Annotated in this window: 20 protein-coding genes and 3 pseudogenes; 11 read left to right on the top strand and 12 right to left on the bottom strand. The window is 37.8% G+C overall.

Going from position 1 to position 22277, the window contains the following annotated elements; translation table 11 throughout:
- Nucleotides 1-187: 187 nt before the first annotated feature.
- On the top strand, nucleotides 188-337 hold the full coding sequence (sspO, locus tag GNT69_RS14330) for a small acid-soluble spore protein O (RefSeq protein WP_203555664.1): 150 nt from the start codon (nucleotides 188-190) through the stop codon (nucleotides 335-337).
- A gap of 41 nt (nucleotides 338-378) precedes the next feature.
- Here sspO and GNT69_RS14325 read toward each other — a convergent pair whose 3' ends face one another.
- The gene (locus GNT69_RS14325) at nucleotides 379-636 is read right to left on the bottom strand and encodes a hypothetical protein (RefSeq protein ID WP_203555663.1); all 258 of its coding nucleotides are present in this window, start codon (nucleotides 634-636) and stop codon (nucleotides 379-381) included.
- A gap of 140 nt (nucleotides 637-776) precedes the next feature.
- On the opposite strand from GNT69_RS14325, the gene GNT69_RS14320 reads away from it, so the two are divergent.
- A complete protein-coding gene (locus GNT69_RS14320) occupies nucleotides 777-923 on the top strand; it encodes a small acid-soluble spore protein P (RefSeq protein WP_203555662.1) in 147 nt (48 codons plus the stop codon).
- Between the two features lie 60 nt (nucleotides 924-983).
- Here GNT69_RS14320 and selA read toward each other — a convergent pair whose 3' ends face one another.
- Nucleotides 984-2393 carry an L-seryl-tRNA(Sec) selenium transferase gene (selA, locus tag GNT69_RS14315; RefSeq protein ID WP_203555661.1) on the bottom strand — a complete coding sequence of 470 codons (1410 nt, stop codon included), beginning with the start codon at nucleotides 2391-2393 and terminating at the stop codon, nucleotides 984-986.
- A 142-nt stretch (nucleotides 2394-2535) separates the two neighbouring features.
- Between selA and GNT69_RS14310 the strand changes: the two genes are divergently transcribed.
- Both GNT69_RS14310 and GNT69_RS14305 read left to right on the top strand, forming a co-directional pair.
- The gene (locus GNT69_RS14310; protein ID WP_203556004.1) at nucleotides 2536-2811 is read left to right on the top strand and encodes a YqhV family protein; all 276 of its coding nucleotides are present in this window, start codon (nucleotides 2536-2538) and stop codon (nucleotides 2809-2811) included.
- A 74-nt stretch (nucleotides 2812-2885) separates the two neighbouring features.
- Entirely contained in the window at nucleotides 2886-3383 is a 498-nt protein-coding gene (locus GNT69_RS14305) for a DUF3231 family protein (protein ID WP_203555660.1), read from the top strand.
- A 66-nt stretch (nucleotides 3384-3449) separates the two neighbouring features.
- Here the strand turns inward: GNT69_RS14305 and GNT69_RS14300 are convergent.
- A pseudogene (locus tag GNT69_RS14300) lies at nucleotides 3450-3632 on the bottom strand (Rdx family protein); the annotation flags it as partial.
- Between the two features lie 189 nt (nucleotides 3633-3821).
- Between GNT69_RS14300 and selD the strand changes: the two are divergent.
- Nucleotides 3822-4874, top strand: coding sequence for a selenide, water dikinase SelD (gene selD, locus GNT69_RS14295; protein ID WP_203555659.1), 1053 nt, complete (start codon nucleotides 3822-3824; stop codon nucleotides 4872-4874).
- Nucleotides 4875-5235: 361 nt separating this feature from the next.
- Here selD and GNT69_RS14290 read toward each other — a convergent pair whose 3' ends face one another.
- The 4 genes from GNT69_RS14290 to GNT69_RS14275 form a co-directional block, all read right to left on the bottom strand.
- Nucleotides 5236-6189, bottom strand: a complete 954-nt coding sequence (locus tag GNT69_RS14290; protein ID WP_203555658.1) for an NAD-dependent epimerase/dehydratase family protein — start codon at nucleotides 6187-6189, stop codon at nucleotides 5236-5238.
- An 81-nt stretch (nucleotides 6190-6270) separates the two neighbouring features.
- Nucleotides 6271-7461: a glycine C-acetyltransferase gene (locus GNT69_RS14285; RefSeq protein ID WP_203555657.1), complete on the bottom strand. Its 1191-nt coding sequence runs from the start codon at nucleotides 7459-7461 to the stop codon at nucleotides 6271-6273.
- A 124-nt stretch (nucleotides 7462-7585) separates the two neighbouring features.
- Nucleotides 7586-8329, bottom strand: a complete 744-nt coding sequence (gene pssA, locus GNT69_RS14280; protein WP_203555656.1) for a CDP-diacylglycerol--serine O-phosphatidyltransferase — start codon at nucleotides 8327-8329, stop codon at nucleotides 7586-7588.
- 183 nt (nucleotides 8330-8512) lie between these two features.
- Nucleotides 8513-8809: an AbrB/MazE/SpoVT family DNA-binding domain-containing protein gene (locus GNT69_RS14275; RefSeq protein ID WP_203555655.1), complete on the bottom strand. Its 297-nt coding sequence runs from the start codon at nucleotides 8807-8809 to the stop codon at nucleotides 8513-8515.
- A 225-nt stretch (nucleotides 8810-9034) separates the two neighbouring features.
- Between GNT69_RS14275 and GNT69_RS14270 the strand changes: the two genes are divergently transcribed.
- The 5 genes from GNT69_RS14270 to GNT69_RS25515 all read left to right on the top strand — a co-directional run bounded on the left by GNT69_RS14270 (nucleotide 9035) and on the right by GNT69_RS25515 (nucleotide 14048).
- Nucleotides 9035-10585, top strand: coding sequence for an ABC-F family ATP-binding cassette domain-containing protein (locus GNT69_RS14270; protein ID WP_203555654.1), 1551 nt, complete (start codon nucleotides 9035-9037; stop codon nucleotides 10583-10585).
- A 184-nt stretch (nucleotides 10586-10769) separates the two neighbouring features.
- The gene (locus tag GNT69_RS14265) at nucleotides 10770-11660 is read left to right on the top strand and encodes a putative selenate ABC transporter substrate-binding protein (RefSeq protein ID WP_203555653.1); all 891 of its coding nucleotides are present in this window, start codon (nucleotides 10770-10772) and stop codon (nucleotides 11658-11660) included.
- Between the two features lie 10 nt (nucleotides 11661-11670).
- The gene (gene phnC / locus GNT69_RS14260) at nucleotides 11671-12423 is read left to right on the top strand and encodes a phosphonate ABC transporter ATP-binding protein (RefSeq protein ID WP_239094235.1); all 753 of its coding nucleotides are present in this window, start codon (nucleotides 11671-11673) and stop codon (nucleotides 12421-12423) included.
- A 3-nt stretch (nucleotides 12424-12426) separates the two neighbouring features.
- The gene (locus GNT69_RS25520; RefSeq protein ID WP_239094234.1) at nucleotides 12427-13212 is read left to right on the top strand and encodes a PhnE/PtxC family ABC transporter permease; all 786 of its coding nucleotides are present in this window, start codon (nucleotides 12427-12429) and stop codon (nucleotides 13210-13212) included.
- Complete coding sequence (locus GNT69_RS25515; RefSeq protein ID WP_239094233.1) at nucleotides 13212-14048, top strand: PhnE/PtxC family ABC transporter permease; 837 nt, start codon at nucleotides 13212-13214, stop codon at nucleotides 14046-14048. The genes GNT69_RS25520 and GNT69_RS25515 overlap by 1 nt, the downstream gene beginning before the upstream one ends.
- Before the next feature lie 644 nt (nucleotides 14049-14692).
- Here the strand turns inward: GNT69_RS25515 and GNT69_RS14250 are convergent.
- Together GNT69_RS14250 and GNT69_RS26215 are read right to left on the bottom strand one after the other, a co-directional pair.
- Nucleotides 14693-16303 (bottom strand): annotated as a pseudogene (locus GNT69_RS14250) (RHS repeat domain-containing protein); the annotation flags it as partial.
- Between the two features lie 18 nt (nucleotides 16304-16321).
- Nucleotides 16322-16516: pseudogene (locus GNT69_RS26215) on the bottom strand (RHS repeat domain-containing protein); the annotation flags it as partial.
- A gap of 678 nt (nucleotides 16517-17194) precedes the next feature.
- Here GNT69_RS26215 and ilvB point away from each other — a divergent pair.
- Nucleotides 17195-18853, top strand: a complete 1659-nt coding sequence (gene ilvB / locus GNT69_RS14240; RefSeq protein WP_203555650.1) for a biosynthetic-type acetolactate synthase large subunit — start codon at nucleotides 17195-17197, stop codon at nucleotides 18851-18853.
- Between the two features lie 76 nt (nucleotides 18854-18929).
- Here the strand turns inward: ilvB and GNT69_RS14235 are convergent, their stop codons facing one another.
- From GNT69_RS14235 to GNT69_RS14225, 3 genes are all read right to left on the bottom strand, one after another.
- On the bottom strand, nucleotides 18930-19466 hold the full coding sequence (locus GNT69_RS14235; RefSeq protein ID WP_203555649.1) for an HD domain-containing protein: 537 nt from the start codon (nucleotides 19464-19466) through the stop codon (nucleotides 18930-18932).
- A 695-nt stretch (nucleotides 19467-20161) separates the two neighbouring features.
- Nucleotides 20162-20878 carry a 3-ketoacyl-ACP reductase gene (locus GNT69_RS14230; protein WP_203555648.1) on the bottom strand — a complete coding sequence of 239 codons (717 nt, stop codon included), beginning with the start codon at nucleotides 20876-20878 and terminating at the stop codon, nucleotides 20162-20164.
- Nucleotides 20879-21254: 376 nt separating this feature from the next.
- Nucleotides 21255-22172, bottom strand: a complete 918-nt coding sequence (locus GNT69_RS14225; protein WP_481747647.1) for a S66 peptidase family protein — start codon at nucleotides 22170-22172, stop codon at nucleotides 21255-21257.
- Nucleotides 22173-22277: the final 105 nt, after the last annotated feature.

The following is a 22277-nucleotide window of genomic DNA, read 5'->3' as shown; positions in this document are numbered from 1 at the left end:
TTATCAATAAGTAAAACTTATAGTATTGTTTGTTCGAACGGTGAAAACAGTAGAAAATAGCTTCTTTTATATAGAAAAATAGACTTTAAACAATAATACATCGTCGCTCATACTATTTCAAGAAAGTATCAGTCTGCAAATTTAGGGGAAACTAAGCAAGAATAATTTTAGGTGAGGTGTTATAAAATTGGGAAAACGAAAAGCGAACCATGTGATTCCTGGGATGAATGCAGCAAGTGCCCAAGGGAAAGGGGCTGGATACAACGAAGAAATGTCAAATGAGCCGTTAACTGAATTACAAAAACAAAACAACAAAAAAAGAAAGAAAAACCAATAGAAAAATGGAAGCGGAAGGAATCTCTACCTTCCGCTCTTTTCTTATGGCAAATTCACTTCTTCTACAATTTGCTGCAAATCATTTTTAAAGCGTTCAAGTTGGTTACGCTGTGTTTCTGAAGCCACTTCTAGTGCATTTTCGATTTGTTGATAAGCTTCATTCACTTCATTTTTTAAATGTTTTAACTGATGCCCATAACTCGCGCTATCTTGAACAATGTCTTGATAAAAATCCTGAACTTCTTCAAATCCTTGTTGTGCTGCTTGGTAAGCTTGTTGTTTATTTTTATGATAAGGCATTCGATTACCTCCTGTGATTTAATAAAATTTCATATCGAAGTGATAAGTACCCCGAGTATTCGTTAAATTGTGCAGGTAGGAATTAAAATATGCAGTATAAATTCAATCCAAGCATAACAACCTAAATGCAGGAGGGATGAATGATGAACAAAAACGACAGTAAAGATATGCGAAAAAACGCACCAAAAGGCAATAATGAAGGTCAACCAGAACCACTAAGCGGTTCAAAAAAAGTAAAGAACCGTAACCATAGCAGACAGAAACATGGCCACAACCATGATATGTAGGTTAAATCTTCATTTAATGCCCAAAAAAACAAGCCCCTGCACAGCAGCAGGGACTTGTTTTTAAGAAAATGAATTTAAGCTATCAATCATTAGGTTTTCTTCTTCATCAGTAACCGTTCGAAGGTCGATATAAATGGCTTCATTTTGAATTCTAACGACGATTGATGGAGTCGCCTCTGTTCTTAATTTTCTAGCAAGTTGTTCTACTGACAACGTTTTATGGGTTAAGGCGATTAACGAGGTCGGCAATTCGACCTCTGGCATCGTTCCCCCACCAACTTGACTTACCCCTTCTATCATTGTTAATTTATATGAATCCGATGCTGCCTCCAGCCTGTCAATAAAGGTTTGTGCCCTCGCTTTTATTTCATCTGCAGAAACGAGAAGACTATGAACAGTCGGATTGTTCTTAACACCTTTCTCTCCTTTTAAATAATCGGTTAACGTCCCTTCTAGTGCAGCTAATGTCATTTTATCCACTCGTAATACGCGGGCAAGCTGGTGTTTTTTTAATTGGTCAATTAAATGCTTTTTACCGGCAATCAACCCTGCCTGTGGACCACCTAACAGCTTATCCCCACTAAAAGACACAAGATCAACCCCCATTTTTAATACTTCACTAACGGGAGGCTCCTCTCCAATTCCATGAAGACGGAAATCATATAATGCTCCGCTACCCAAATCTTCATAAAAAATAATATCTTCATGTTTTGAAGCCAAATTTGTAAGCTCATCGGTATTGACCGATTGTGTAAACCCCATAATTTTAAAATTACTCGTATGTACTTTTAAAATCATTCGCGTTTCTTCGCCAATCGCGCGTTCATAATCAAATAAATGCGTTTTATTGGTTGTACCGACTTCAACAAGTTTTGCACCGCTCTCTTCCATAATTGAAGAAATTCGGAATGACCCACCAATTTCAACTAATTGCCCACGGGACACAATTACTTCCTTCTCATGTGCTAATGCACGGAGTATAAGATAAACAGCAGCAGCATTATTATTTACAACCATCGCTGCTTCCGCACCGGTAATTTCCTTTATAAGTGCTTCGGCATGACTATGTCTTGAACCACGTTCACCTTCCTCAAGCTTATATTCAAGGTTGGAATAATTTTGCGCAGTTTCAAGAACATGCTTTGTCGCACGGTCACTTAATCGTGCCCTTCCCAAATTTGTATGTAAAATCGTCCCTGTTGCATTAATGACTCGCTTTAATGTATAACCTTGTTGTTTATTTACCGTGTCCTCCAGTTGATTGAATAAATAACTAAAAAAGGGCTCCTCCCCTGGTATTGGGCCGTCCCATTGGTTCTTTATAACCTCTTGACGAACATGATCGACAATCTGTTTTAACTGATTCGTTAATATACTCTTATCTATACCCGTCTTTTCAGCGATCCCTTCAAATCGAATATCCCTTTGAAGTTCATGGACCGGTGGCATTTGCCTTAATAAACGATTCAAACTAATTCCCTCCAGAAGTTCAAATTGCATGTACATTATATCATTATTTTCAATTAGTCCTCAGATTAAAACGAGAACTTGTCCTTCTTCTCCCACTTCGTGCATATATTTTTCACAAACGACTATTTTTCAGGAGGAAATGATGTTAAATTTAATCGAAAAAGCCGTACTCGGAATGGCAACATTACGTATTTTATCGGGAAGTATTGAAATTTTCGCCGCGATTCTCATGCTGAAGCTGAATGACGTTGGAAAGGCATTAGTCGTTAATAGTTCGTTAGCATTAGTTGGCCCCGTCATCCTCATATTAACGACAACCATCGGTTTATTAGGATTAGCGGATAAAATTTCATTCGCGAAGATGTTTTGGGTTTTACTTGGTGTCGGTTGTATATTATATGGCGTTAGAAGTAGTTAAAACACGTTAATTCCCGTATTAAACCTCTTAGTTAAACAAAAACTACCGTAAGAAGATCTACAGGAGGGATTGAAATGGGGATTCTTAGTGGCGATCCGAAAGAAGAACCTATGCATGCCGGGGAAGTGTATCATTTATGGACTCATTTATTTGAATCAAAAGCTTTTCTAGTAACTCTACAAGTGTTAAACAACCACACTGGTGACGTTGATTTAAAAAAATTCCTGAAAGAATACTCAGAAAGTTGTATTGAAAAAGAGGAAGAGCAAATCGAAAGTCTGTTAAAGGAAAATGGTCTAAGGCTCCCGCCTGCCCCGCCAGACCGACCGATGGTCAATATTAGTGATATTCCTGCTGGGGCAAGATTTAATGATCCAGAAGTCGCAGCACTTGTCGGAAAGGAAATTATGTCAGGAAAAATTTTATGCAGCTACATTATGAGTATGTCCATTCGCGAAGACATTGCCCAAATGTATAATGAGTTCCATAAACAAAGAGTAGAGCAACAAGAGAATCTTTTGAAAATAAATAAGCAAAAAGGATGGCTAGTACCTCCACCTTTAAACACTTGATTTCGCAATAGATTTTCCATGAAAAGTAAAACATGAAAGGCGTCTGAAAAAATCAGACGCCTATTTTTAGTCGGCTAACTTAGCAATAATTTCGTCAGATGATGGGAATACCCCAGTTTCAGCCTTCGAATAGATCTTTTCACCGTTCACTGTCACTTCAAACACCCCACCTGAAGCAGGAACTAATTCCATCTTTTCAATCTGGGAACGAAAATGTGTAAATAAGTCTTCTGCGAAACTCGCAGCTTTTGGAGCATAATTTCATTGCATACAAAATTCGACTTCAACTCGAAATGTTTTCATCGGACTAAATAACCTCCACTTCCATATTTCCATTTTTATTATAGTGAAAATACAGGAAATTCACAAATAATTGATATGAAAAGTGATTTTTAAAAAATAGTCCGTTATACTAGAAACTGGAGGTGTTTCGTCACGATGAGTAAACAAGAAAAAGTACGTCTTACTTCGATGTCCTCTAAAGCTGGCTGAGGTTGTAAAATCAGTCCTGAGGACTTGACGCAAGTTTTGCGTCTATTGCCTAAACAAGAGCCTGTACCGGAATTACTAGTCGGCAATGAAACAGCTGATGATGCTGGAGTTTATAAACTTACAGATTCAATTGCCTTAATTCAAACAGTAGACTATTTTACGCCAGTTGTGGATGATCCATATATGTTTGGCCAAATTGCTGCAGCCAACGCGCTAAGTGACGTCTATGCAATGGGTGGCGAACCAAAAACGGTCCTTAATATTGTCGGATATCCTGTGAAAAAATTAGGACCAGAAATTTTAGCCGAAATCATGAGAGGTGCTAGTGACAAAGTAACAGAAGCAGGTGCCATCACGATTGGAGGTCACTCAGTTGATGATCAAGAACCAAAATTTGGCTTATCCGTAACTGGCATCGCCCATCCAGATGACATTTGGAAAAATATCGGCGCTAAGCCTGGAGACGTTCTCGTTTTAACAAAACCGATTGGAGTTGGCATTCTTACTACCGGCATCAAGCGGAATGCTGTTACAGCTAACCAAGAAAAAATCGTTACCGAAACAATGGCTCTATTAAACAAATCAGCTGCAGAAGCGCTAAAACCATACCAACCACATGCTGTTACAGATGTAACTGGATTTGGTTTGCTTGGACATGGCAGCGAAATGGCACGAGGCAGCGGGGTGTCCCTTGAAATCTCGCTTTTAAAAGTTCCAGTCCTTGATGGAACGTACGAATTAGCCGAAAAAGGGATCGTTCCTGGTGGTTCTAAAGCCAATCACAAATGGCTAGAAAACGATGTTGAGTATAATGATATTTCTGAAGCAGAACAACTCGTTCTATGCGATGCAATTACATCAGGAGGACTTCTCGTTGCCCTTGATGAGTCAAACGTTCAACCATTTTTAGAAGATCTTCACAAAGTCGGTCTAACACATGCGAACATAATTGGACATGTTACGGAAAAGTCGGACAAATTAATCCGTGTCGTTCGTTAACTAATCTTCATTACAAAGCTTCAGCGTCTTGTTTAGTGGTGCTGAAGCTCTTTTTTGCGTTTATGCAATTTCAAAAGAAAAGTTGATTTTCTTGTAATATAGGCGGAGAATTTCCGCCTAATGTATAGAGTGGAGGCTTATGGAGCGGAAATAAGCGGAGATATTCCGGTTAACTGCTCTAAATAAGCCAAAATTCAAAGGTTTTAATCATATAGACGGAAATACTCCCCTTATTTTTAAGGAAATATCGGTATTTCCCAGTTTAGGCGGAATTTATCCGCTTATTTTTCAAACATAGTAAAATCAACATTCAATTATAACAGAGCCAAAAGAAAAAAAATACTGAACCGCCTACATTCTATTATTTATCCCCTAATTTCAAGACCAAATTCTCTAACATATCCTCTGTCATCTTAGCGAGATCATATTGAGGATTAAACCCCCATTCTTCCTTTGCAATAGAAGAATCAATCGAATTCGGCCAACTGTCGGCAATTTTTTGTCTAACTGGATCGACGTGATAATGAATCGTGAAGTGAGGGATTCTTTTTTGAATTGCTTCGGCAATATTTTCAGGAGCGACACTCATCGAAGTAATATTATAGGCATTGCGGTGTTTAAGTTTTGAGCCATCTGCTTCCATTAAATGAACGATAGCACCCAGCGCATCAGGCATATACATCATATCCATAAAGGTCCCTTTGGAAAGATATGACGTATATGAACCTTTTTTTATAGCTTCACAATAGATTTCAACTGCATAATCTGTCGTACCGCCGCCTGGTGGGGATTGGTAGGATATGATTCCTGGAAATCGCAATCCTCTAGTATCAACACCATACCGGAGAAAATAATAGTGTGCAAGTAATTCTCCTGTTAGTTTATTAATGCCATACATAGTTGCCGGTCGTTGAATGGTATTTTGGGGTGTCCCATCCTTTGGTGTACTTGGTCCAAATACACCGATCGAACTTGGAATAAATAATTTAGCATTCATTTCCCGGACAGTCTCGAGCGCGTGAATGAGGCCATTCATGTTTAGATTCCAAGCATAGCGTGGATTCCTTTCAGCAGTCGCTGATAATAGTGCTGCTAAATGAATCACCGTATCGGCCTTATATTTTTTAGCCACAGTCATCATGTCTTTTTCATTCAACACATCTAAAATTTGAAACGGTCCACCTTTTACTACTTCACATTCTTGTCTACGAACATCAGTCGCCAGAACATTTTCTTCTCCGTATAGTTTTCTTAGTTTAACAGTTAATTCAGAACCAATTTGACCGAGAGCACCTGTAATCATGATTCGCTTCATCTCGATGTACTCCTCCACGTATTCATATCCAGCATTCGCTACAATATCCTATTCAAACAGCTCGTGGATCGTCAAAATTGGCTATATTAGCCCCATTTCTTTCCCAACCTTTTTATAAGCGGTTAAAGCTTTATTAATCATTTCTTCCGTGTGTGCAGCAGACGGCATATTCCTTACTCTCCCCATTCCTTTAGGAACAGTTGGAAAGACAATCGCTTTCGCATACACCCCCTCATCATATAAACGTTTGCTCAATTCTTGAGTTTGCCATTCATCACCGATCATACACGGAATAATCGGAGTTTCACTTTTTCCAGTATCAAAACCTAACTGTTGTAAACCTGCTTTTAAATCGTTGGCATTCTTCCAAAGAAGCGTATTTAGTTCCTTGCTTTCAGTTAACAATTCTATCGCCTTAATAGCTGCCGCCACATCACCAGGAGGAAGTGCAGTAGAGAACAAAAACGGTCTGCTTCGTACTTTTAGCCAATCAATTAAAGCTTGTTTCCCAGCAACATAGCCGCCTACCACACCGATTGCTTTCGAAAGTGTTCCAATTTGAAAATCAATGCGATCTGATAAATGGAAATGTTTAACCGTTCCTGCTCCACCCCCAAGAACTCCTGAACCGTGGGCATCATCAACATACGTAATGAGGTCAAATTCCTCTGCAATTTCAACGATTTCTGGAAGCCTGGCAATATCTCCGTCCATCGAAAAGACACCGTCGGTAATCACCATCAGTTTTTTGAATCTTCCCGACTCTTTCGCTTCTTTCGATTTTTTACGAAGATCATCCATATCAGAATGTTTATAACGAATAATTGTCGCTCGAGAAAGGCGGCAACCATCGATGATGGAAGCATGATTTAGCTCATCAGATAGGATACCGTCATTTTTGTCCATAACTGCAGATATGGCTCCCATATTACAGTTGAAACCAGATTGATAAGCAATCGCAGCCTCCGTATTTTTGAATTTAGCCAATTTCCCTTCAAGTTCAAGATGAAGTTCGAGCGTACCGTTAATAGTCCTTACAGCTCCTGCACCAACTCCAAAATCATTTACTGCCTTCTTTACCGCATCTTTTAAACGTTCATCTGTCGTTAATCCTAGATAATTATTGGAAGAAAGATTGATTAACTTTTTGCCATGAATAGATACAAATGGGCCGTTCGCACCTTCGATCGGGTCGACTACATTATAAAGTCCGCTGCTCTTTAACTTATTTAGGTTCGTTAATAAAAAACGTTCCAAATTCTTGTTAGACATTAAAAAGCACCCTCCTCGCAAATCCAATTATAGAATAGAAGTTATTTATATATATTCGGCAACGACCTTTTAGAGAATAACAGAAAAAAAGAAGGAGCATCTGAACTCCTTCTTTCGATTATTTTCACTCTTTATTTTTACGTAATTTCCATTTAAATCGTTTTGGCAGCCGTCTACGGCGAATAGGAAACCTCGGATCCTTTTCTTTGAAAAAACGCACAACAACATATAAAATATATGTTCCTAACGCCACATAAAAGAAAATCGGGACCTGCTCAAACCTTGATTTTGCCAATAAATAGACCATATAAAATAAAAACAAATTAATAAGGATGATGTATTTCGGTAATTTGATCTTTTTTAAGCTTGGGATTTTAATCTTGCTGACCATAAGTATGGCCAAAAAATAATATAAAATAATAAAAACGAGTAATGGAATAATTTTTGCAAACAAAACCAGAAAGGTAACAATTCCTCCTGCTAATGTAATTGGGATTCCTTTAAAGTGTCGATGAGATTCTGTAAAATCACTAATGTTGAAACGTGCTAACCGATAGGCACCAAATAAAGGGAATAACCCTGCCATCACGATTCCCATCATTCCAAAATCAGCCAAATACGTGTTGGCGACAAGCAATGCCGGCGCCACTCCAAAGGACACGATATCAGCTAAAGAGTCCAACTCTTTCCCTAATTCATTCGAGACACCAAGAATTCTTGCCACTCGACCATCGACTGCGTCCAGCATAATTGCAATAAAAATTAAGATAGGGGCATTCCTCAAATCGCCATGAATAATATAACTAATAGCTAAAAACCCGCAAAACAAATTTCCGAACGTAAGTAAATTTGGTATATGTTTTTTCATCTCGCACGCCTTTCCCATAAAAACTCAATCACTCTTCTTTTCATTATAGAACGAGACAGTGAATAAGAAATTACTCAATAAACTCATTATATTCTAAAAAAGCTACCGCTAAAATCATACCAGAAACAATAAAAAAAAAATAGCAGCGATTCAAACACGCTGCTATGTAGATGTTTTACCTTCTCAAGAAGTGGTCTTTTGGAGGTACGGCTGGATTTCAGCCAATAGCTGATCTACTCCTTCAGGACTAAGGACAATCCTTCCTCCAGCAAATTCAAAATTTTCTTCACTTACCTTTCCGGTTATCATACATGCTTTATCTGCTTTATCTGGTTGAAACTTATGGAGGATAATCATATCTTCGTCAACGAAAATCTCAAGCTGGTCGTTCTCGTGAATGTCCATCTTCTTTCGCAATTCCATTGGGATGACGATGCGGCCAAGCTGGTCCGTTTTGCGCACAATACCAGTAGCTTTCACTTCAAATCCCCCCTTTTACTAATACAATTATAGCAAATAGAGGAATGATTTAACATTGATAGCCTCCCATTACAGGATTATAATATACAATTTTTCGTAATCCTATTGCTTGCTCAAGATGAATGAGAAATTCCATTAATAAAGACTGGTCGTAACCTCTTGAATTTAGTATCATCGAATAATGAGCATTTTCATGAATAATAACAAAAAAAGCGAGGAAAATATATGAGTTTACTTACAGTAGATCGTTTAAGTCACTCTTTTGGTGACCGTACCTTATTTAAAGATGTTTCTTTCCGCTTGCTGGCAGAAGACCACGCAGGCCTTGTTGGAGCAAATGGCGTAGGAAAATCCACATTGATGGATATTATTACGAATCAACTCATCCATGATTCTGGTAAAGTCGAATGGACGCCCGGTACCGAGTACGGATACCTTGACCAACATACTGTTTTAACACCTGGACGGACGATGCGCGACGTGCTAAGAGATGCTTTTCTCCCCCTTTTTAAAAAAGAAGCGGAATTAAATGAAGTAACAGGAAAAATGGCTGATGCAACACCTGAAGAGTTAGAGGTCCTCCTTGAACAAATGGCAACAATCCAAGACGAACTGGATGCAGGAGGCTTTTATACACTTGATATGAAAATAGAAGAAGCAGCACGAGGTCTCGGGCTCGATGCAATTGGGCTAGAGCGTGATGTAGCCGCACTAAGTGGTGGACAACGGACAAAGGTGCTTCTCGCAAAACTACTGCTTGAACAACCAAAAGTTCTTTTGCTCGACGAACCAACGAACTACTTAGATGTCGAACATATTCGCTGGCTATCTGGATACTTAAAAGAATATCCATACGCCTTTCTTCTAATATCACATGACACCGAATTTATGAATTCTGTTTCTAACGTTATCTTTCATTTGGAATTTTCAAAGCTGTCCCGCTATACAGCAACGTATGAGAAATTTTTAGAACTCGCAGAACTTAATAAAAACCAACATATTCATGCGTATGAAAAGCAACGAGAATTTATTAAAAAACAAGAAGAATTTATAGCTAAAAATAAAGCGCGTTATTCAACAACAGGTCGAGCAAAGAGCCGACAAAAACAATTGGACCGTATGGAACGAATTGATCGTCCTGAAATGGCAGCAAAACCAACATTTGAATTTAAAGAATCACGGAGCAGTAGTCGCTACGTATTTGAAGGGATTGACTTTGAGATAGGTTACACTCACCCGCTGTTACCAAAGCTAACAATGACAATCGAGCGAGGCGAAAAAATCGCGATTGTTGGGATGAATGGGGTTGGAAAATCAACCTTATTGAAAACCATTTTAGGGAAAATCCCAGCTTTAAGCGGAAAAATCGAACGAGGCGACTTCCTTTATCCGTCCTATTTTGAACAGGAGGTCAAACCTAAAGACATTACACCAATTGATGATGTTTGGAATGCGTTCCCTGTACTAGATCAACACCAAGTGCGGGCCGCTCTTGCTCGCTGTGGCTTAAAAAATGAACATATATCCCGTCCGCTTAATCAATTAAGCGGTGGTGAACAAGCTAAGGTCAGACTTTGTAAACTAATGATGGAAGAAAGCAATTGGCTTCTGTTTGATGAACCAACAAATCACCTCGATGTCCATGCAAAAGAAGAGCTGAAAAAGGCAATGAAAAACTACAAAGGAACAATCGTTCTTGTCAGCCATGAACCTGATTTTTATGAAGACTGGATTACAAAAATATGGAATGTAGAAGAGTGGGCCACAAACAATTAAAAATAACGAAAAAAAGCTTGGAATTCATTAGAAATTCCAAGCTTTTTCTGTTATTCAAACTCCTTCATCGTACATATTGATTTTATCAATCGTTTGCTCACTGAACAATCGGTAAAAAGAATTTCATGTTTACAAGTGAATAATGTTATATTTATATGAGATTTTTACATAAAGGAGCGATTACATGAAAAAATATCTTTTTACGTTGCTGAGTATGTTATTGATTTTATTCCTAGTAGCTTGTGGAGCGGGAGACGAGCAAGATAATGAGGAAAACAGTGCCACAGAAACAGAGAATGTCCAAACGATAAAAATCGGGATGATTCCTGATCAAAATACAGCTGAAATTAATCGAAGCATGGATGATTTTGCTGCTGACCTTGCAGAAAAAACGGGCTTTAATGTTGAGTTTGTTCCTTCCGTCGATTATGCTGCACTAGTAACCGCATTTGAAAGAGGCGAAGTTCAATTAGCTTGGTTTGGTGGATTAACAGGTGTTCAAGCAAGAAACCTTGTCCCTGAAGCTGAAGCGATTGCTCAACGACCAATCGATGAAGAATTTAAATCTGTCTTTATTGCACAAGCGGATTTAGAAATGGAATCACTGGAAGATATTGAAGGAAAAACCTTTACATTTGGGAGCGAAAGTTCAACTTCTGGTCATTTAATGCCAAGATATTTTATGATGCAAGCAGGAATTGATTCAAAAGAAGATCTTAATGGAAACCCCAATTTTTCTGGTTCTCACGATAAAACGTATAAATTAGTCGAATCAGGGGCATTTCAAGCTGGAGCCCTGAATATCTCTGTTTGGGAAACTGCTGTTGAAGAAGGAAAAGTTGACACAGATAAAGTAAAAGTTTTCTATACGACTCCTGAGTATTATGACTATAACTGGACCGTGAATAAAATGGATGAGGAGACAAAATCAAAAATAAAAGATGCCATCTTGTCAATGAAGCATGGTGACAACGATGTAATGGATCTTCTCGCTACTGACCAGTTTATTGAAACGAACAATGAACATTATCATGCGATTGAGGAAGTTGCCAAAGAATTAGGAATCATCAAGTAGGTGATGTCACTTGTCAGAACAAAAAATGATCAATTTTAATAAAGTATCAAAAAACTATGAGCGGAAGATAGCCTTATCTTCCCTTTCTTTTATGGTTGAGCACGGTGAGATGATTGCTATAATCGGTCCAAGTGGCGCCGGGAAAACAACCCTTTTAAATTTGCTAGCGTCTATTTTAGAACCTGATGAAGGTGAGATAATGATTGATGATAGACCAATTGCTCATTATGCTGATCAAAAAAAACGAGCAAAAAAAATCGGCATTATCCGCCAACAATTTGATCTTGTCGGACAGCTTGCAGTCATTCATAATGTGCTAGCAGGCCGTTTGGCCGATTGGGGCTTTTTTAAGTCTCTATTCTCGCTATTTATTCCACAAGAAAAAGAACATGCAACAAAAGCACTCAAGCGCGTTGGCCTGGCTGACAAACAGTTTGAACGCACGTCTAATTTATCCGGTGGCGAGCAACAGCGGGTAGCACTCGCACGATTGTTAATGCAGAAACCTGAAATTATCCTTGCTGACGAACCAGTTGCATCTCTTGACCCAGCGAGAGCTGAGGATATCCTGCAAATGCTTACAGAAATTGCAAAAGAAGATAAACAAACAGTCATTGCTAGCCTCCATTCAGTAGAATATGCCAAGAAATATTTCACACGATTGATTGCCTTAAAAAACGGTAAGATTCTTTTTGATCTCCCTGCGAATGAAGTTACAAATGAACAGCTTAATGAGCTTTATCAGCTAAAGGAGCTGACATAGAGTATGCTCTCATTTGATTTACATAAAAGGAAAATTCTAACCCTCTTTTTATTGCTCGTTTTTGTCTGGAGTTTACTTGGGGTTAATTGGAACGAGGGGGTTATGCACGCCAGTGGAATCAGCACGGCCGTCGAAATCTTCGCTGCAATGTTTACTCCTGAACTATCGATGAATATCATTCTACTAGCAATTGAATCATCATGGATTACCCTTGTCTACGCAACAACCGGAATGAGCCTCGCCTTGATTCTCGCGTTGATTTTGGGCATTCTTGCTTCAGGAGTTCTTGCAACAGGAAAAAGATCAAGATCCATTATGAAGGGGTCTTTCCGTGGCATTCTCGGTTTTATGCGTGCGATTCACGAACTTGTTTGGGCGTGGTTATTTGTCGCCTCTTTCGGACTTTCCCCTTATGTCGCGATTTTTGCACTTGCCATTCCATACGGCGGAATTCTCGGAAGAATATTTGCCGATATGATTAATGACGTCCCGGATGAACCAATACAGGCATTAAGAGCTGCTGGCGCTTCTAGGCTTCAATGCCTTTTATACGGATATTTCCCTAGCGTAAAAAACAACATCCTTAGTTATACGATGTACAGATACGAATGCGCTGTCCGCTCTTCCGCAATTATGAGCTTTGTTGGCCTTGGTGGGCTAGGTTATCAAATTCAGCTTTCACTTAATGACCTACGTTATGACGAAGTATGGACGTTCATGTATTTCCTCATCATTCTTGTTGTTTTAATTGATGGTTGGAGCAATATGTTACGAAAGAGGCTATCGTAATGAAGAAACGTAAATTTAATTTCGTTACCTTCTCACTTTATTTTGCTATTCTTCTAGTCATTGGTTCCTGGTACTTTGTCATCGGGATTGAAAAAGCAAGTTTGGCTGAATTATTCTCAAGACATAATCTAGAGTATGCAAGTAAATTTTTTAAAGGTCTATTTGGGATTGGTCAAGCGGAAGTCGCCTTCTTGAATCGAGAAAATTGGTCTTATGCGTTCGAACTAACGATCGAAACTTTACAAATGAGTATTATGGCCATTGGCTTTTCAACGATCGTCATGTTTTTAACAGTAATTCCTGCAGCACATAATGTTGCCGATGGCACGTTAACTTTGTCAAAGAAATGGTACCGTTGGTTCCTCTTTGGCTTTATTCGACTGAGTTATATTTTTAGCCGTGCTATCCCTGAACTTGTTTGGGCGATGATCATCATTTTTATCTTTAAACCAGGAATCCTCCCCGGTGCAATTGCACTTGCCCTTCATAATTTTGGGATTCTCGGAAAATTATGCGCAGAGGTCATTGAAGATACAGATTCCCGTCCGATTCGGAATCTTGCTTCAGCGGGTGCAAACCAGGCACAAATCCTCATGTACGGTGTATTCCCAACTGTTCTTCCGAAATTTTTAACTTATATTCTTTATCGTTGGGAAGTAATTATGCGCACAACGATTGTTGTCGGTTTTGTTGGAGCTGGTGGACTCGGTCAGGAGTTTAAACTAAGCATGAGCTTTTTTCACTATACCGAAATCACCTTGCTGCTTATATGTTACATACTCCTAGTCTTTCTTGCTGATTTTATATCTGAAAAGTCCAGATTCTTTGTGAAGTAAAAAACGAGCACACTTCAACTGTGCTCGTTTTTTAAAATTAATTTTTAAGTAGGAGCATGGGAAGGAGCATGGGGACGTACCCTGTGCTTCCCGGTGCTAAGTTTTATTGCTAGTACTTGGATTAACCGTGATTATTAGGCTGGTTTATTGCTAGTACTTAGATTAAACCGATTTTGGGGCATTTTTTATTACTAGTACAGGGATTATATCGGCCTTCTTACCTCATTTTATTGCTAGTACTCGGATTAAACCCTCATTTTACAGCGTTTTATTACGAGTACTAGCAATATATCAACGAAATATCGCGTTTTTAATACTAGTACTTAGATTAAAAAACGCGTTACCAGCATTATCGTTCAAAAAGCCTACGGATTTCTTCGGTCAAATGTCCATAAATGAACTTTTCACACGAAAAATTATCAGTTAATTAAGAAAACAAATAAAATTAACAATTGCCCCTGTGGAAAAAGGCTCCATTAGAATGGAACCTCTATTTTCCCTCTAGCATTCTCTAAAAGCTTTTCAAGTTCTTCTTTAAAAATGGGGAGACTTTTAAGGGGGAAGCATGGGGGGACGTACCCTGTACTTCTTTTTAATATTAATTATTGTTTATTCTGGTTAGGAAGCCGAAGACTATATCAGTTTTAGTTATCACAATACTTCATAACTTCATAAATATTATCCTTTAATAAAGCACTTAAATTCACGTGGTATTTTAGGATTAGAAACAAATAATTTTTTCCTATAATATTTAAAATCATTATAGTGTAATTACCCCTACCCTTATATCTCTTAGCTACATAAGGCACTACTTTTTTTCTTACCTGTTTGTAAATAATTTTCCCACCAACACGAACAGCTATAAATACAAATGGATGCTCTCCCTCTGGATCATCTAGCATGACAGGGTTGTTCTGTACATAAACATATGGATGCTGGCTGATTGGATTGTTTGCTTCTCCTGGCTGCGGATCGATTGATAAAAACAATCCCTCTTTTGGCTCATAGTAGCGTGCCAACAAATAATACAATCCTGTTTCGTCATCCTGCCGATAAGAGGCATAACGGTATGGGTTCACATCGGCCATCGGACCGGTTTTGGAGAGAAGGTTTCCCCATGCGTCATACGTATAGGATGCAACCATATTTCCTAATGCATCTGTTAAGGCGATAACATCCTTATGTTCGTTTAGTAAATAATAATACGTTTTTCCATCCTTTGTCATCGTCAATGGACGGCCTGAATCATCATAACTGTATTCAGCCGTAATGGTGCCGGTATCATTAGTTTCGAAGAGTACCTGATTTTCATCGTAATGATAATATGTCGTTTGGCCATTAATTGTTTTGCTTATTCGTTTACTGTCTTCGTTATACGTGTATATTGCCACTGTCTGGCCGCTTAGTGTCTGGATTTCGACCAGCTCGTTTAATTTATTATACACATACTTGTAGCTTCCATCCTGCGTACGGTTTCCATTTTGGTCATACATATATGATTGACCATCTAATGCAGTTAGTTGATTATTGGCATTATACGAGTAAGTCTTCGTTGTTGCCTGACCATTCTCCTCCGTTATCTGCTTTGTCCGGTTGCCTACTACATCGTACTCATAAGTAATAGACTTACCATCTACTGTTGTTTCTTGGATTAGCTGGTTATTGTTATCGTATTGAAACGTGGCATTACCTGCATTAGAAATGACGGATGTAATATTTCCTCGTTGGTCATATTCATACGTAAAGGCATCAATAGTTGTTGTTCCCTTTTTTATCGTTAACGTCTTAAGCTGTCCTGCAACATCATATTCATACGTAGATAAAATTCCATTTACATACGATATCGTAGCTAATGAATTTGTTTTGTTATACGTTAGAGAAACTTGGCTAGCTCCATTTCGCTTAATATGAGTCAGACGTTCCAAACGATCAATCGTATAAGTTTGAGAAAAAGACTGTGCATTCGATCGGCCTATTGTTCGAGTGGCAACACCTGTTTCATCAAATGCATACTCGATAGACTGGTTACCTAGTTCGGACTTAGTCCTCTTATCGTTCTTATCATAAGAAAGAGTCTTTCTTTCCCCTGTGACGACATTCAATATTGAATCGATATTGCTATTGGCATCATACGTATACGTCCATTTTCTTGAACCATTTACTGCTACATGAACGAGTTGATTATTCCGATTATAAATGTATTGCAGCTTATCTCCCGATGGAAACACAGTTTTTTTTGTATTTCCATTTTCGTCATAAACAAATGATGTTGTTTATCCTAGTGGCTCTTTTCGCGGTGACAGTTGATTTTGGGCATTATACGTGAAAAGCGTCTGTTTCATTAAAGCATTTGTCGCCGTTATCAAATTGCCATTGGCATCATACTCATAAGTGGTTACATTGTCTTTTGCATCTTTAACCTGTGTCAGCAAATTCCGAAGATCATAAGTGTAATTAATTGTATTTAATGCCGGATCCGTAACACTTGTTGTATTTCGTAGTTGTGGTCCTTCCTAATGGATCCGTTACAGATTTTTGGTAATTTTTATTTTCGTCATATACATAGGTTTCTTTTGTGCGGCGGTACCACACTGAATAACAATGTAGCAACTAGTAATTTTGCAATGAATTTTCTCAAGCATATTCCTCCAAATCTATGTAATTGAAAAATAGTATAAAAGCTATTGTTCTCATATTATATAGATCCAATTTGCTATTTTTGTAATTTATTATGATGAAATTGTTACAATTGTAATTGAGTGAAAAAGAATTTTGATGCTATTTTGTAGATACTTTTAATATTTTCCTCAAATTTAATTTGATAAATATATCCTATTAATAAAATAAAATAGAATTACCACAAACACCCAAAAATTAAGATAAGAAAAGCCGGCCAAAAATCGTTGAGGGCACTGAAAATCCATTGGTTATTTAAAAACTGTAATTTCAAAAACTAAAAAACGACTCTAACATTCAAAATATGAATTTAGAGTCGTTTTTTTGTGAATTAAGGGCTCACTATCCCTTAGTTATTTAAAATTAAATTTTAGAAAAATAACGAATTATTCTATTTCTTATGAGATTTATCACATACAATTCCAAACTGTTCCGGTAAAATTTATTCTTAAAAAGCAGAGGTGTTTATAATGATTGCTACTCAAACAAAAACTTTTGAATTTACCGGAACCGAACTATTGATAGATTCCATATTAGCAGAAAAAACCGAAGTTGTTTTCGGTTCAATATCAGGTTCAATGCAAAACCTATATGATCCCTTTGATAAATGCAAACAACTAAAACAAGTCATTCTTGAGCATGAACAAGCAACAATTCATGCTGCCGACGGGTATGCAAGAGCAACAGGCAAAACTGGTGTCGCTTATATTCCTCCTGGTTCTGCGATGACAAACGCAATTACCGGGGTTTTAACTGCCCAGATCGATTCAGTTCCCTTAGTTATCATTACATTACATGAAGAAAACCTCGATCTTTTCGGATTGACTACACCTGTCACAAAATATTATTTAAGAATTGATGATATTTCTGAAATCCAACAAACATTATCTGAAGCATTTTCAATTGCGAACGAAGGAAGGCCTGGGGCAGTTGTAGTTGAAATGGCAACGGACGTATTGATTAAGCAAACAAACGCTACTGCACCTAAGGTGATGAAACAACATCGAGAAATAGAAGAAAGCCCCCTTCCAATAAAGACGATAGAACGTGTAAAAGCGGAAATATTAGCGGCAAAGAAGCCTGTTTTGTTCATCGGAGGAGGAGTGATTAGTGCGAACGCTTCAATGTTAGTTAGAGAGCTTGTCGACCGAACAAAAATTCCTGTCGTAAGTACGTTAATGGGCTTAGGTGCATTCCCAGCTAATCACCCTTTATTTTTAGGAATGCTTGGGATGCATGGTACATTCGCCGCAAATAAGAGCGTTCATCGTGCTGATTTACTCATCTGTTTAGGGGTTCGCTTTAGCGATAGAGTAACTGGCAAACTTAACGGCTTTTCACCTAAGTCTCGAAAAATCCAAATAGATATTGATGCTGCAGAAATCAATAAAAATATCAATATCGACCTTCCGATTGTCGGCGACGTTTATACTGTTCTATCACAACTGTTGGATCAAGAAATTCCGAGTGATACAACTGAATGGATAAAGGAAACATCTAGTTGGCAAAAAATTGCCCCGCGTTTTTCGGATTCAAAAAGTGAATTAAAACCTCAACAGGTGATCCAACTAGTAGATGAATATTCTAGTGAAAAGGCAATCGTTGCAACAGATGTCGGTCAGCATCAAATATGGACGGCGCATAATTATAAGTTCAATCATCCACGTACATTTGTAACTTCTGGAGGATTAGGCACAATGGGGTTTGGATTACCCGCAGCAATCGGGGCCGCGTTAGCAACGGATAATAATGAAGTCATTCTTGTTAGCGGAGATGGTAGTTTCCAAATGAATTATCAAGAGTTAGCGACAGTAGCAAAATACCAACTCCCTATTAAAATCGTCATTTTGAAAAATGGCTATTTAGGGATGGTTCGACAATGGCAGGAAATGTTCTATAAAGGTCGATATTCATCTGTAAAAATCTCCTCACCAGACTTTATCACTCTAGCAAAAGCATACGGTCTTGAGACGGGCAGAGCAGCGAATTTATTAGAAGCAAAAACAGCAATCCAACAAGCATTTAGCCATCATCACCCAACTGTTATTGAATTCGATGTAACAGAGGAAGAAAATGTTTTTCCAATCGTACCGCCTGGAAAAAACAATACGGATACGATCCTAAATTAATCTAAGAAAGTAAGTACATTTATTGATAAGGGAGAAAAACAACATTGGTGTTGTTTTTCTCCCTTATATTTTTTCCTTATGATAACTGTTTACTTTCCGTGTATCGTAGTTCCTCGTCAATCATCTCATCTAGCCTGATGATACTTTTCCTTGCTCGGTCCTTTTTAATTGTTCTGTAATGATGAGCACCACCTTCTTCTTCATCCTTTTCATCTGCCCACTTAACAATTTTCTGAAGAGTTGTGCGCTCGATATCGTTCGTAGGCAAAAAAGAATCAGTGTGAAATAAAATCGCTAATGCGATTGCTTTCGCTTTTATCGGATTTTCTCCAAGTCTAATTAATAGCTTGTGAGCTCTCTCCGCTCCTTTTATAGGATGGATGTCATTTTGCCGATATAAGTCATAATCCCATTTTCCATTTCGATACCAGGTGAAGTGACCGATATCGTGAAGAAACCCAGCTTTTGTTGCAATATCAACATCTTCATTATATTCTTTTGCTAGCGAAAAGGCATGATAGGCTACAGCAACTGCATGAGCAAAACCAGAGCGTTTCACATATTTCTGAGTAATATGATGGTCAAAGATGTTTAATAATGTTACATCCCTCATAATCCTTCCTCCCTACTTTAAAATTGTGAATGCACTTAATTCCATTATTTTTAGAGATGAACGAATCTCTCACTATTTCTCTTCACTCAATCTTAACTTATTAAAAGATAATTTTTGTGAGAATAACACAAAATAATAAACATCACAAGCTATTTGACGTAAAAACTTACACGTCTACCTTTTTACAAACGTAAGAGCCTCTCGATCGGCTCTATTGCTCTCTTTCACAAAATGATTCACTGATTCATTAATAAGAACAATCGAAGTTTCCGCAAACTATCTTCCCACATGAATTTATCCACAATCGTTCTTAGTTATTCACAAACAAACGTTATCCACAAGGACTTTAGTCCTTTTTACTACTAATTCTAAATATTCTAATATATCTTATTTAGTTTCTTTTTCGAATCGTTAAATTATGTTAGGATATTTAATTGAGTTTATTGTTATTATAGGGGAAATGATGATATTCTTTTTAATTAAGACTTGATACTAGTACCGAAGATTCACTGTCTTTCCCGAGTGGACACTTTTTTTAGGAGCTTTCCTGATGACGTATAAACCAACAAATCGGAAGTTAAGCGAAGATTCCCCTCCCCTACTATATGTATTAATAAAAAAAACGCGAATCTCAGAAGAGATTTGCGTTTAAGCTTGTTTGCTGATTTTGTTACCTACACTCAAAATGCTTTTAATTAAGAATTTGTTGACCACATTCGAGTAGATTTCACAAAAACTCGTGGATGCAATTTTAATTGTACTACCATCATTTCTGCAAGATCTTCTGGTTGCATCACACTCTCAGTGTTCTCACCAACCAACTTATTTTCAACAGCTAAATCTGTAGCAACGGTGCTTGGAGTCATTGCGGTAACACGAATATTATGTTTTCTCACTTCCATTAGTAACGACTCTGTTAATCCTAGCACTCCAAACTTAGATGCGCTATAAGCGCTAGTTACAGGAGACCCTTTTTGCCCAGCAGTGGAAGAAATGTTGATAATGTCTCCAGATTTTCTAGCGATCATATCTGGTAGAACAGCCCGAGTAACATAATATGTACCCAATAAATTAACATTGATTACTTCTTCCCACTCTTCCGGTTCAAGCTCAAGAAACCCACCAAATTTGGCAATCCCAGCATTATTAATTAAGATGTCAATCGAACCAAGCTCAGACTTAATATGATTAATCGCATGGTCAACAGCTTCCCTATCAGTTATATCCGCTGCTGAACCAGCAATATTTATATCATATTGTTCCAACTCTTCAGAAACTTTTTCTAGATTAGCGATATTTTTACCGAGTAAACCTAAATGAACTCCTTCTTTCGCAAGAGCGATTGCAACAGCACGACCAATTCCTCTACCAGCTCCTGTAATCAAGGCTGTTTTCCCACTTAAAGATTGCATCCTTTTTCTCCTTTCTTTCATGTACACAAAAACAAATTCCCCACTTAAAAATAATTATTTTATCCAAATAAAAACTGAACGAACTTGTATGTTCGTTCAGTTTTATTAAGTTCTCTTATAATATCCCCCTATTTAGAAACACTATGTGCTATTAATATGATAGGAATTAATAGTAAATGCCTAGCAAATGATATCATCCATTTTTTGTAAGTTTTCATAACAATGACTGAGATAACGACTAAATAATGACAAAAGTTTTGCTCCGCACTGAAAAATATTGATGAAACTTCGCTTTTTTGTCAGCTTTTGCGCTTGCCCGAGAAATAATTTTTGCAACGGCCCTAAATACAAAAAGACATTTTCAAAAAGGAGGCGATTATGATAATGTCCCATTTTCTACAATAAGTTGTTGTTGTCGAGAATCCAAAATTGCGTTCACTCCAAGCGGAACAGCTAGGTTCGGTTGACAGTGTCCAATTTTTAACCCTGCTAAAGTTGGTTTATTCACCCGTTTAATATAATGTTCGAGAACTTCCTCAAGTTCAAAGGAAGCTGGAGATTCAGAAATACAATGATGAAAATCGCCTAACAAAATTCCTGCTGCACCCTCAAGCTTACCCGCCATCGAAAGCTGATTAAACATTCGGTCAATTGCCCGAGGTTCTTCGTTGATTTCTTCAATTAACAATATTTTTCCGTTTGTATCTATTTCAAATGACGTTCCTAATGTACTTGTTATTAATGTTAAATTTCCACCTATAAGTGGACCGAATGCTACCCCATCCACGACCGTTTCCAATGGCGATTGCTCTGTCGAATATTGAAGTGGATTCGGTTCAAAAAGTTGCTTTAAAGAATTTTTTGTTAGCGAATCTATTTCATCACTCCCGTAATCAGATGCAATCATCGGACCATGAAAGGTCACTAACCCTGTTCTTTTTTGGATAGCTAAATGTAAAAATGTAATATCACTATAACCCCAAAAAATTTTAGGATTTTTCTTAATCAGTTCATAATCAATTCTTTCGGCAATCCTCGCAGTACCATAACCACCTCGAGCACAAAAGATCGCCTTTACTTCTGAATCAGCAAACATGGAATGCAAATCCTCTACTCTTTCTTCATCACTACCAGCAAGATAGCCATTTTTTCGGTATATATGACGCCCCAGCTTTGTTTTTAAGCCTACCTCACGAAGAAATTCTACTCCTTTTTCAAGCTTTTCTCGTTGAGGTGTACCTGCCGGAGCGATAATTCCAACCGTATCTCCCTTTTTAAGCTTTTTTGGCTTCATCAAGTTCATTTCCCTCCCCGTATATCGAGGTAAACTATATGAAGTTAATTTTCTTTTATGACGTCTTTACTACAAAAATGTTGGAACCATTTATGTGTATTAATC

The sequence above is a fragment of the Bacillus sp. B15-48 genome (assembly GCF_016879755.1).
Taxonomy (GTDB): Bacteria; Bacillota; Bacilli; order Bacillales; family Cytobacillaceae; genus Mesobacillus_B.
This window is presented reverse-complemented; position numbering and strand designations above follow the sequence as displayed.